Consider the following 13004-nt stretch of genomic DNA (forward strand, 5'->3'; position numbering starts at 1 on the left):
AAAAAAACCACTTAATTTGCAACTTTTGAATCGGATGCCATCAGTTTAGAATGGGAAGATGATAGGAATGCATATAAGTGCCGTTAAACTATATAAAAGCGTGATCGGCCAGCCAACGCACATAAAGTCTTTCACCTTATAGTTGCCTGCATTCATGACCATTAAGTTAGTTTGGTAACCAAAAGGGCTAATAAAAGATGCGCTTGCGGCATAAGCCACAGCCATCACAAAGGGCATTATATTAACTTGATAAACACTTGCCAGCCCTAAACCAATCGGTAACATAATAGCGGCAGCCGCACTGTTGGTCATCGTTTCCGTTAATATCACTGTAAGTACAAACAACCCGACTAAAGCCGCATACGGTGATGAAGTCCCTAATATTTGATACAAATATTCAGATAAAACATTTGCTAGCCCTGAGTCAATGAACGCATTGGCAATGGTGAGCGCACAAATTAAGATAATCCATAAATCAAATGGGAACCGATGCCTGATAGTTGTGCTGTCAATAAGCTTGGTTGTAATCGCTATCACGATAAAAAACGTTAAGGTATCTATCAGAAGAAACGGTGTTATTGAGGCAATTATGATTGCACCGAAAAAACCTAGAATGGCAACACTATTTTGCGCTTTACTTAGGGGCTCGATGGCCAATTTATCGGATAGCACAAAAAAGTTTCTATTGATATTTTGCCTTTTAGAAAAATCATCACCCGTTGCCAGTATCAATTTATCGCCTGCATAGATTTTTTGCTCGCCAAGTTTTCCTGAAAGTGTCTGTCCTTGCCGGTTAATCGCCACAACGGCTGCATCAAAGCGCGAACGAAACTGAGTCGATTTTAATGTACTTCCTACCAATACTGATTCACTGCTCACGATAACTTCTGTTAAGTTACTATTTAATAGGTCATCTTTTGCTGCAAAAACTTGTAAACCATTCAGTAAACTCAGTTTTTTTATTTGCGTTACATCACCTGTAAAAATCAGCTTATCATTTGCCTCTATGATCATTTCTGGCGAAACGGGAGAAATTAATTTTTTATTTCTAATAATTTCAGCAAGAAACAGGTCATCTAATGCACGCAAGCCATTTTCACGTACCGTATGACCAACTAATTGACTGCTAGGCAGCACTTCGGCATCAATAAAGTAGTGTTCTGTCGCTCGTTTTTTTTCTACGCCACTTGGTAAAAAGCGACTGGTGATAAAAATTGCAATAAAACCAACAAATAACAAAGCTAAGCCAACCGGCAAAAAGGAAAAAAAATCAATACTTGGTAATGCTCTACTTTGCAGAAGGCCATTAACAATTAAGTTTGTCGATGTCCCGATTAAGGTTAATGTCCCACCTAATATAGCAAAATAGGAAAGCGGGATAAGCAAGCTACGAGGCGCATGATCGGTGTTTTTTATGACCGATCTCATCAAGGTTGCAACAACAGCAGTATTGTTTAAGAATGCTGAGCTAATAGCTGTTAGCGCACCTAAACGCAATAGAGTTAAGTTATAATTACTGCGGAAAACCTTCGCCGACACCCACTGTAAAATCGTTGTTCGTTCTAAGACAAGTGATGAAATCAGCAAAAGTAAAAGTGTAATGACAGATTGGTTTATCGCATTGGCTAGAATAACATCTTTGGTGACGCTACCCGCGACATACAATAGAAAGACACTACAAATAAACACTAAAGCCGGCTTGAGATTAGTGAATATAAGGCAAGCTAATAAGCCTGCCAATATAATTGCAACAAAAAGCATTGTTTAACCTTAGAAACTATTAGGTATAACGCTTAGAAATAACCTTCTCGTTTTTTCTTTTCCATTGACCCTGAACTATCATGATCAATGGCTCGCCCTTGTCGCTCGGAAGTTGTGGTTAACAGCATTTCCTGGATAATTTCAGGTAATGTTGTTGCCTCTGATTCAACCGCCCCAGTAAGTGGGTAGCAACCCAATGTACGGAAACGCACCATTTTTTCTTCAACAATTTCACCTTCTTCGATATTCATACGTTCATCATCAACCATAATTAACATGCCATCACGCTTAACTACCGGGCGAGGTTTCGACAAATACAAAGATGGAATTTCAATGCTTTCCAAGTAAATGTACTGCCAGATATCCAGCTCTGTCCAGTTTGAGAGCGGAAAGACACGAATGCTTTCGCCTTTGTTCACCTTGCCATTGTAAATATTCCACAATTCAGGACGCTGGTTTTTTGGATCCCAACGATGATGTTCGTCACGAAAAGAATAAACACGCTCTTTCGCGCGAGATTTCTCTTCATCACGACGCGCTCCACCAAAAGCGGCATCAAAGCCGTATTTATCAAGCGCTTGTTTCAGGCCTTGTGTTTTCATAATATCGGTGTGCTTTGAGCTGCCATGAACAAAAGGATTAATTCCCATCTCAACACCCTCTGGGTTTTGATGAACAATCAGTTTCATGCCCACTTTTTCAGCCATATAGTCACGAAATTCGATCATCTCTTTGAATTTCCACGTGGTATCAACGTGCATCAATGGAAATGGCGGCACGCCAGGCGCAAATGCTTTTTTAGCTAAATGCAGCATAACAGATGAGTCTTTGCCCACAGAATATAGCATAACTGGGTTGTCAAACTCTGCAGCGACTTCACGGATTATATGAATCGATTCTGCTTCAAGCTGTTTTAAGTGAGTTAATTTCTCTCGTGAAATCGACATATTATTTATTTACCTTAAGTCTATTATATTTATATTTTCAATAATTAATTGCAGTTTTGTTTTTTTGCTGTGGTAATTTTTAGGAATAAAAGGGCCAGTTGTGACTTATACAGCATTAAAACTTGAATTTTTTCATTTTCACTGCTCAGTAATTTAACACCCAATGAGACACTTTTTTCCATATTGAGACAGTCTTTTTTAACTAACTCATTGTAATTGTTTGATTTCATGGTTTTTCTAAAAAGTGCCCAATAGGCCCCCATTTTTTATAAATCATTTATCGCTTTTGTATTCGTAGTTGTAGTAGCCGTAATACCCATATGCATTACTCGCTTTTTTAACAACACCGTTAAATACAACGCCTTTTACGTCTGTGCCATTTTGTTCAAAACGATTTCGAGTTAATTCTATCTCTCGTACATGATTTTGGCCAAAACGTGTAACAAGTAAAGTAGTGCCAGAATGCGCACTTACAATTGCAGGGTCAGTTACTGCAAGTATTGGTGGTGTATCAATAATTATAATGTCGTAAGCGGCGCTTACTTCTTCAACTAACTTACTAAAGTTGCTATGCATTAATAGCTCTGAAGGGTTTGGCGGTATTTGTCCACGCGTAATAACACTTAAACCTTCAACTTTGGTTGGTTTAGTAACTTGCTCTAGGTTTAAACGGCCAGATAAGTAATCACTTAATCCATCGTCCCACTTTAACCCAAACTGCGTTTGTAAGTAGCCTTTACGCATATCGGCATCAATAATTAGAACCTTCTTACCACTTTGCGCAAGCACACTTGCTAAGTTAACAGATATAAATGATTTACCTACACTTGGGCTTGGACCTGATATAGCTATAATATTATTTTTAGCCTCCATCATCGCAAAGTGTAAGCTAGTGCGTAGGCTGCGCAGTGCTTCAATAGCAAGATCAGCGGGGTTTTCAAGTGCTAATATACTTTTTGGTTTATTCGTTTTGTTTTTACGCGCACGTTCAGCAAAGCCGCTTAGCTTATCTTGATAATCAGAGTGAGGTACACTTGCATATACTGGTAAGCCTAATGCTTCAATTTCTGCTGGGTCTTCAACGCCTTTGTGCATTGCTTTTTGTATAAGCACAATAGCCACGGCTAACATGCCACCAAGCATAGTAGCCATTACCACTATTAATGCTTTTTTAGGTTTAACTGGCTTGCTGGTATTTACCTCGGCGTAGTCAATAATACGTACGTTACCTACAGTGCCTGCGCGAACGATATCAAGCTCTTGTGTTTTACTAAGCAGTAATGTGTAAATTTGGTTACTTACCTCAACATCGCGCTTTAAACGTAGTAGCTCTTGCTGAGTTTCTGGCAGGTTACCCACCTCACCGACAAGATCTTGCTTTTGGCTTTCAACTGCTTCTATTTGTTCCAATATACCTTGATATGTAGGATGGTCTTTCTTGAACTTACGACCAAGTTCTAGACGTTTCAAGTTTAGCTCTTGTAGTTTAGTTTCTAGCTTTACTACTTGCTCAAGCACACCTTGCGTTTCAAGGGTTATGTTTATTGATTGACGCTTTATTTGGTAGTCATTAAAGCGTTGCTCTGCGTATTCAAGCTGCTTTTTGATTTCAGGTAATTGTACTTCTAAAAACTCAAGTGACTTTTGTGCCTCTGCGCTATTACGCTCAACATTGCGACGTACATAAATTGCAGCCACTTTATCAAGAACTTTTTCGGCGTAGCTTGGATTAGTACTTTGTAAGCTTAAATTTATTATGCCTGAGTCTTTACCTTTTTCGCTTGCGCCAATTGCATTTTGTAAATCCAATATAGTATTAAGGCGATCTTTACGGCTAATAATAAACTCGGTACCTGGCCGTGCGTTTAAGGTACGAACTGTTAAATTAAATTTACCATTTGTAAGCTCTTCACCGACTTTTCCAGCTAATACTTGCTCACCATCACTATCCAAAAGTACAAGGCTATTATTATTTTTCGCTACTAGAGTAAAACTCTGATTAATGGCAAAATGCGGTACATCAAACCTAAATACATTTATGCTCTCACCACCCCATGCGTAGCTATTAGCACCAAAGCTTGGCTCTGCTAAGTCGCCATCTTCCATTGGAGTAAATTTACGATAAGCGCGACTACCAATAAACGGGAATAGTTTAGGCTCTGCTCTAACATCAAGCTTTAAAGTATCTACAGCTTCACCTATTATACTACGCGACTTTAGTAGCTCTATTTCGGTTACTGCAGCCGATGTACTTTCGAACATGCCTGNACTGATGCGCTGCCGTCTTCAACTTGTATCATGGCTGTTGCTTGGTAAACAGGGGTACTTAATACTGCATAAATAACACCCATAAACATAAACAGTGCGGTTACAGCTACTATAAAATATTTGCGTTCGAGCAATGCGCCTAGTAGCGCCATTAAATCAATTTCTTGCGTTGGTTGTGTACTATTAGTGCTTTTATTATTAGCGCTACTAGCGCTGTTATTCGGCTGGGTATTCATTAAATTAGCCATTCCTTATAAATACTTTTGCCAAGCGCTACACGCGCTGTCGATTAATGTGTAAACGTGTTCAAAAGCCTCTTGGCTTTGGCGGTAAGGATCTGGTATTTCAGCGTTATTAATCCACTTACCGAGTAAAAACGTTTTACCGCGTGCCTCTGGGTAACGTACGTGTACGTCGTTTAAATGGCGTTCTTCCATTACAAGTATTACGCTGTTTTGCGCTACTAAACTTGATGTAAGCTGCCGCCCTTGGTGGGCATCCATATTAACGCCATGTGCGAGTGCGATTTGTTTTGCTTTCGCATCTGCTGGTTTGCCTTCAAGTGCAGTTAAGCCAGCAGACGATACTTTAATATTTTTGCCTTCAAGCTTTTGCTTTAAAACATACTCACCTGTTGGGCTGCGGCAAATATTACCTGCGCACACCACTAAAACTGAATCAAACATTTTTAAAAACCCTTAGTTTGATGAAATATCGTCTAGGCTATCAACCGATGCTACCGACGGTAATAATAAACTTATTACCCGGTTCCAACGGGCAAGTGGTGCCGATGTTACATATACAATATCGCGCGGTTGTAGCTCAAACTGCTCAGCTAATACCATTGCTGCTATATTTTTAGCGTGTAATTGGTATACGTTTGCAATAATACCAGTTTGCTCTACGTCACTTTTACGCAGTACAAATACGCCATTAGCGTCGGCTGTTGCTTCGTTTAAGCCGCCTGAGTCGCTTAGCGCTTCGGCCAAGTTTAAACCATAACGGTTAAGCGTTACTGAACCTGCTTTTTTAACGTCACCTAATACAAATATTTTTTGTGCGTCGTTACGATTTACATGCACTATGTCGCCATGTTGCAATAAACGGTTTTGCGAAATGTCACCATGGGCATAAAAGTCATCAAGTTTAATAACTTCTGTTTTGTCGCCACGGGTAAATGTTACCGTGCGCCAGTCGGCTGCATCTGTTAAGCCGCCTGCTTGGTTTAGGGCATCAATTAAGGTAAGTGGAATTTCGGTTACTGGGTATACGCCAGGTTGCTTTACTTCGCCGGTAACGTAGGTTTTTTGGCTTCTAAAGCCCACTACTTTTACGTCTACTTGAGGGTCTTCTATTACTCGGCTTAGGCGTTTAACAAGCTCATTACGTACTTGGCTTATTGTTTTACCTGCTGCGGGTATATTTGGTGCGTAGGCGTAAGTAATGGTGCCGTCTCGTTGTACTCTAAAGCCGTCAAATTCTGCGGTACGTTGTACTGCTGCAGGTATTGTTAGCTCTGGGTGATCCCATACGCCTATAGTTAGTACGTCGCCAATACCTAGTTTGTATTCGTAGTTACTTACGTTTAAACCATCGGTGCTTGAAATTGGTTTAGCTGCTATACGCGCTTGATTTTGTTTATTTATTAGTAGCGAGTCGATTATTTGAATGTTTACTTTTTCGAGATCTTGTTCGAGGTTTTGTGTTTGCTCGCCTGAGTCTATACCTTCAAAGTGGCTGCCTGGTACTATTGTACAGCCGGTCATGCTTAGTATTGCGAGTATTGATGCGAGTGATTTACAGCTTAACGCCATTGTAGAATCCCAAAATTATTTAAATATTGCACTTGCCCACCAACCTTGGTGAGCACTTGTATTTTAGCAGGCTAATTAAAGCATGAGCCCTATTGTGAAGCAATAGGCTATGGTTTGTAAAATATTTGTTACTTAGTTTTAATTAGCACTGAAATTATATCAGCATTTTCATAAGGTATTTATGAATAAATTCAATTGATAGCCGTTTTCAGTAAAACACCAGGCTCATTAATATCTAATTGCATTAAATAAAGTGAACTAAGGTAAATGATAGATCACTAAAATATAAAGATTACGAGCTTTGCTCGTCACGCCAGCACGCTGCGCGTCTACAGTAGACTTAACAACACAGTTTTAAGTGCTTTAGGCACGCTTCCGCCCTTAGGTTACAGTTCCTAGTTACTGATATAAAACTATTTTTTCGCGGCATAAAGCTGCTGCTACATTTTAATTCACGCGCGTAAAGCCGCTGCTACGCTTTAGTTATTATTGCTTAATATCTTTATTATCTACACTTACTTCAATTTTTTGATTAAGTAAGTTAATGAGTAAAATACTGCGCAAGTCACCGTCTGGCTCTTTGTATATTGCTTGTATATTACTAAATGAATCGTTGTTAACACTTACTACATCACCTGTTTTTGGTATTTTTGATTCTATAGTGTGTGCACGTTCATTTTTTAACTGGTCAATTATGTACTCAGAAACCAACTGATAACTTGCCCCATAAGTCACAAAGCCACCTATTCCACGGGTATTTTTTACAGCAGAAAAGTTACCATTTTTTGAATCAAGGCATACAAATAAATAATTAGGGAATAAAGCAGTTTGTTTGACGGTCCGACGACCTTTAACCAACCTTTCGGTAGTTAATTGGGGGTAAAACGCTTCAATCCCTTGATTTTGCAAGTTACTTTTAGCTCGCTCTTCTTGCTTAGGTTTGCATACGACTAAATACCAACATTCCATAGTAGCCCTTAATACACAACTAAATTGCAAAAAATACAATTACAAACTAAACAACGGCGGCATTATAGCCAACATAAAGCCTCTATGTAAATAAGCCTTAGTGGTTAATAGCCACTCACTTTAATTAATATTGTTATTGAGTTTAAAGAGAGTAAAGGCTTTAACGCTAGTTTAGTACCTATAAAGCCATGTTTAGATTGGGCCAAACAAAAGTTTAGCTGCGAAAATTTATTAAAAACTTTAATTAATATTTTTTAATAAATATATAAATAAGAGCGCGAAGTAAATTCGCGCCTACAGGTGGGTACATACTTCTAAATAAGGTTATTAATTTAGCCCAAGCGTTAGTACCTTGAATAATTATGGCTTTACTTCTACCTTAAAATTCAATGTAACAAATTGATGACAAGGAAGCACAATGCAAATACTTCACCACGGAGCGGTTAACGGCGTTACTGGTTCGTGCCACGAGCTGGTAGTTAACGAGCAAACAAGTGTGCTTATTGATTGCGGGTTATTTCAAGGCGAAGACTCTAAAGCCGACCTTTCAATTGAGTTTACTATTACCCATGTTACTGCCCTTATTGTTACCCATTGCCATATTGACCATGTTGGCCGAATTCCTTACCTATTAGCAGCCGGTTTTAAAGGCTCTATTTTTACAAGTATTGCATCGGCCAGCTTATTACCTTTGGTAATAGAAGATGCTTTAAAAGTGGGTGTAACCCGCGACCCTAAAATTATAGCTGCCTGCTTAAGCTTATTAAATAAGCGTATCGTAGCTGTTGACTATAAAACGTGGTTTGAACTACCTTGCAAAGGGCCCAGTAAAGCTAAAGCGCGGTTTCAGCGTGCGGGCCATATATTAGGTTCTGCCTACGTTGAAATTGATGTTACAAATAGCAATAACAACAAACATCGCGTTGTATTTTCGGGAGACTTAGGTGCGCCATACACCCCGCTACTCCCTTCGCCTAAGCCGCCCTATAAAGCCGATACCCTCGTTATTGAATCAACCTACGGGGATAAAAATCATCAAGGCCGTAAAGAGCGCACTCAAACGCTAAAAAGCATTATTGAACGCGCTGTTAGCGATAATGGCGTGGTGTTAGTGCCAGCTTTTAGTATTGGCCGTACACAAGAGCTACTATATGAGCTGGAGCAACTCATACATAGCTCATCTAAAAAGTCTAAGTGGCAAGACATTCACGTAATACTCGACTCCCCTATGGCTGCCAATTTCACCGAGCAATACAAAAAATTTAAGCACCTATGGGATAGCGAGGCCAAACGCAAAGTTGCAAACGGTAGGCACCCGCTCGATTTTAAAAACCTAACTACGGTTGATTCACACAAAGAGCACATAGCTATTATTAACTATTTAAGTTCGCGACAAACACCAGCCATAATATTAGCGGCAAGTGGCATGTGCACTGGTGGCCGAATAGTTAACTATCTTGAGCGATTTTTAAATGACAAAACCACCGATGTATTGTTTGTAGGTTACCAAGGAAACAAAACGTTAGGCCGCGAGATCCAAAAATATGGCCCACGTAATGGGTATGTTTTTATAAATGATGCTCGCATTACTATAAACGCAAAAGTACATACAATTAGCGGGTACAGTGCCCATGCCGATCAAAACGGATTAATTAAGTTTGTAACGGGTATGTATAAAAAGCCAAGCCATATAAAAATTGTACATGGCGATGATGATGCAAAAAACGCCTTAGCAGCAAAGTACAAGGAAGTGTTAAGTAGTGAAGTTAAAATAGAGATTGGAAGGTGTTAATGAGCCACGCAGTGAAGTATAAATAAACCCACAGCACCTGTTGTTAAAGTATGTTCAAATGGCACTCAGCTTTAAGTGCCATTTGGATTTTCTAGTATTTATGTAACTTTATTTTACTCTATAAACAACAAGCAAGTTATTGTTGTATTGTAAGTTCAGGCAGCCCAAGCTTACACCTTATGTAGTTAATTACTCTACAATAGTTTGCAAGTGCATATAAATAAAGACAAAATACTACTAGAAAGCAATAAAACATATAGTACTCTGGGATATTATATACCTCTCCCAGCATCCCCACTGAAGCAAACACCGAGGCTATAAAACAAATTAACGCCAATGTTTGCATGGGAGAGCAGCCAATTCTTTGGCAGATATGATGTAAATGCTCTCTATCTGGCTTAAATGGTGATTTTTTTTGTTTAATTCTACGTATCATTATTGCAACCATATCCATTAAAGGGACTGCGATTAACCATAATGCTGTTACAGGACGGATCATTGGGCTACCTGGATTTTGGCTAGCGCCAATTAAAAGCCAAATTACAGTAAAGCCTATCATCATACTACCTGCATCACCCATAAATACTTTTCTAGCACGACCGAATAAACCCAAGTTCATTATAATATAAGGGATCATAGTAATTACCAACAATATACATAAATAGCTAAGTTTTTGCTCACCCGACAAAGATAATAAAATAGCTATGCTGCCAAATGTAACAATTGATAAACCACCAAGAAGCCCATCGATACCATCAACCATATTAAAAGCATTAATACAGCCGATCACTGCAAACACGGTAATCACAGGACCAAGCCATGTGAGAAAAATTTCTCCAATACCGAACATATTACCCAAAGACTGCATTTGAGCACCTGCAAAGTAAATCATAACTATAGAGATAGCCGTTTGTATGATGATCCTAAACTTAACGCTTAAATCATATTTATCATCAAGAACACCGATTGCTGTAAGCGCAGTTATGCAAAGCATAAATAGGTTTTCGTGATTAATCATACCTGGGTGAGAATAAATGTAATGAACTATTGTGATACATATTGCCACGCCGCCAACTAGGGGAATATTACCTGTATGAGCTTTTCTGCCTGAGGGAATGTCTACAAGTCCAATATTGCGTGCTACTTTTCGCATTAGAAATAGCATTGCGAATGCAATAACAAAGGTAAATAGAAGATCTAAAATCATATAAAGTTCCGTGTTAACTAATTAAGCTAACTTAATTTGGTTGTTTCAGGTAATTTAAAACATCTTGAAATTTAAAAGTGTGGTTTCTGAATTTTTAAATAATTACAGCTAAAGAAATAATTTTCCTAAATACGCTTCAGTATTCCTTGGTGAAAAAAGAGCTTTAGGCATTGCTTTACAGCTAGCTCTTTCTTTAATTGACTAGTAACGCACCTAAGTATTACAAATCTTTTAGTGCTTTTCTAAACAATAACGATTAAAAATAAAATAGCTTTGCCTTAATATCGATCTACATTAGACAGATTTAATTATTCAGTTCTTTGTTTAGCAATAGGCTACTCATCTATTCTATAGCTAAAATCTGAACACGAATTGAATAAAAGTGTAAACTAAAGACCTATTCAAAGAGTGAAGTTTAAATGTTTAGGCTTTTACAGGTATCACGACTTACGGAACACAGCTCTCCATGCATAAAAGGTAAAACAAGTAACTGCTTTTTTAAAAGGAAGCTTTTCTACTTCACGATAAATTTGCCACTGCCGCTTGGCCTTTTTTAATTTGTTTCTAGAAATAGAGTTAGGCATTATTCTGTAATACGTTAGTACCTCATTTAATAAGTAAGCGTTTCCCCCTGATTTTAATAACTTTAGCCATGTTGCATAATCTTGCCCTGTTCTTAGTAAAGGCATAGTAATATCAGAAAAAGCATTACGCCTTAACATCACAGTGGAGCACCCTAAGGTTGCTTTTTTTCTTAGCATGTCTTCATATGTAAAAAAGCCAGTTTGAGTTGCATCTACCGTTTTATCTATTAACTCCCCACGATGATCTATCAAGGCATAGGCAGTAAAAGAAAAGTCAATGCTATCCCCCATAAAGGCCACCTGCTTTTCAAGCTTATTAGGAAGCCAACAATCGTCGCTATCAATAAACGCTATAAAGTCGCCTTTAGCACGGCTTAATGAGCTATTACGGGCGACAGCAGCACCTGAATTAACGGCATTTTTATAAACTTTTACTCTTTTATCTTTTTCTGATATTTCAAGCAACAATTGATATGTTGAATCAGATGAGCAGTCATCAGTTACAAGCCATTCCCAATTGTCTAGCGTTTGTGAGGATATAGACTCATAAGTTTCAAGTAATTCTGAACTAGAATTATAAGTTGCCGTAATAATTGAAATGAGGTGCATATTTAACTCTTAATTGGTATGTAATAAGGCGATATTTTTAACTCGATGCGCCTCTAAATAACACTTGTCAAAAATAATCATTTAAAAATAGAGATTAAGCTGTCTATATTTATATAAAGCATTACTTTAGCGTTATCATCAGGACAAGGTATAAAAATAGCTAGTGATTGATACTGGTAGTAACATAAATAATGCTTTAATAGAGGGTCTTTTAACAAATGATTTTACTGCGTATTTAAACCTAATTAAGGGTTTTGTCCTTGATGCCGCAAGAGAAACTCTTAAATATCTAGCAGCTAAAAAAGAATCATATAAATTTAGGCTTATTAAAGAAGCTTCATATTTATTTGCTAAATAATCGCTGACCTCTAAGTACTTCATATAATTGCCACTTATTTGAGTGTTGCTTTTATGTATTGTATATAATATAGATGAAGTATTGTTGTGAGCCACTAACGATAGCTTGGCTATTCTTATCCATAAATCATAGTCTTGTGAAGCCTTCAGCTTCTCATCAAACATACCTGCCTCAATAAAAAACTTTCTGCTTACAGACACACATGAAGTAGAACCAATGATATTACCTAACTTTAGAAGACTTTCGAAGCAAGAGCCTTTATGTTTTGGGTGGTTCTCTCTAACAATTGAAGTTAAATCGTCGTTATAAACGAATTTTTTACCTGTATAGACTAACCCTACATCTTGGTTGTTAAATTGCTCTAATCTAGTTCTGATACTATCGTGAGTATATGCATCGTCGTCATCTAAGAAAAATAAAAACTCACCTTTTGATGCTTCTGCCCCTTTATTTCTAGCAACATTACCGCCTAAGCTCTTAGTATGATTGATGATGGTAAACTCTATTTCAGCGCTTTCATCTATATTTAGCATAGAGAGACTAATAGTAGCCCCACCATCGTTGACTATAATTATTTCATCTGGTCTTTTATCATTATCTACAACGCTTTTAACAGCCCTCTTTAAAAATTCAACTCTATCCTTCGTGGTAATAATAACTGATACCATGATAACCCTCTTGGTTTTACTCTTTTT

At 38.0% G+C, this 13004-nt stretch carries 9 protein-coding genes and 1 pseudogene; 1 reads left to right on the plus strand and 9 read right to left on the minus strand.

What is annotated here, in order from left to right:
• Positions 1-45: 45 nt before the first annotated feature.
• The 6 genes and pseudogenes from L655_RS0117505 to rfaH all read right to left on the minus strand — a co-directional run bounded on the left by L655_RS0117505 (position 46) and on the right by rfaH (position 7759).
• On the minus strand, positions 46-1761 hold the full coding sequence (locus L655_RS0117505; RefSeq protein ID WP_024605753.1) for an SLC13 family permease: 1716 nt from the start codon (positions 1759-1761) through the stop codon (positions 46-48).
• Between the two features lie 32 nt (positions 1762-1793).
• Positions 1794-2708, minus strand: coding sequence for a sulfate adenylyltransferase subunit CysD (cysD, locus tag L655_RS0117510; RefSeq protein ID WP_024605754.1), 915 nt, complete (start codon positions 2706-2708; stop codon positions 1794-1796).
• A 273-nt stretch (positions 2709-2981) separates the two neighbouring features.
• Positions 2982-5212: pseudogene (locus tag L655_RS01000000125820) on the minus strand (polysaccharide biosynthesis tyrosine autokinase).
• Between the two features lie 15 nt (positions 5213-5227).
• Positions 5228-5662 (minus strand): low molecular weight protein-tyrosine-phosphatase, encoded by a 435-nt coding sequence (locus L655_RS0117525; protein WP_024605756.1) that lies wholly within the window; start codon positions 5660-5662, stop codon positions 5228-5230.
• Positions 5663-5674: 12 nt separating this feature from the next.
• A complete protein-coding gene (locus L655_RS0117530) occupies positions 5675-6790 on the minus strand; it encodes a polysaccharide export protein (protein WP_024605757.1) in 1116 nt (371 codons plus the stop codon).
• Positions 6791-7276: 486 nt separating this feature from the next.
• Positions 7277-7759, minus strand: a complete 483-nt coding sequence (gene rfaH, locus L655_RS0117535) for a transcription/translation regulatory transformer protein RfaH (RefSeq protein ID WP_024605758.1) — start codon at positions 7757-7759, stop codon at positions 7277-7279.
• Positions 7760-8177: 418 nt separating this feature from the next.
• On the opposite strand from rfaH, the gene L655_RS0117540 reads away from it, so the two are divergent.
• Entirely contained in the window at positions 8178-9551 is a 1374-nt protein-coding gene (locus L655_RS0117540; protein WP_024605759.1) for an MBL fold metallo-hydrolase, read from the plus strand.
• A gap of 136 nt (positions 9552-9687) precedes the next feature.
• On the opposite strand, the gene wecA is transcribed toward L655_RS0117540, so the two are convergent.
• From wecA to L655_RS0117555, 3 genes are all read right to left on the minus strand, one after another.
• Positions 9688-10758: a UDP-N-acetylglucosamine--undecaprenyl-phosphate N-acetylglucosaminephosphotransferase gene (gene wecA / locus L655_RS0117545; RefSeq protein WP_024605760.1), complete on the minus strand. Its 1071-nt coding sequence runs from the start codon at positions 10756-10758 to the stop codon at positions 9688-9690.
• Positions 10759-11198: 440 nt separating this feature from the next.
• A complete protein-coding gene (locus L655_RS0117550; RefSeq protein WP_024605761.1) occupies positions 11199-11951 on the minus strand; it encodes a glycosyltransferase family 2 protein in 753 nt (250 codons plus the stop codon).
• A 138-nt stretch (positions 11952-12089) separates the two neighbouring features.
• Positions 12090-12977: a glycosyltransferase family 2 protein gene (locus L655_RS0117555; protein WP_024605762.1), complete on the minus strand. Its 888-nt coding sequence runs from the start codon at positions 12975-12977 to the stop codon at positions 12090-12092.
• Positions 12978-13004 lie beyond the last annotated feature (27 nt).

This window comes from Pseudoalteromonas sp. TAE79 (assembly GCF_000498015.1).
Classification (GTDB): Bacteria; Pseudomonadota; Gammaproteobacteria; order Enterobacterales; family Alteromonadaceae; genus Pseudoalteromonas.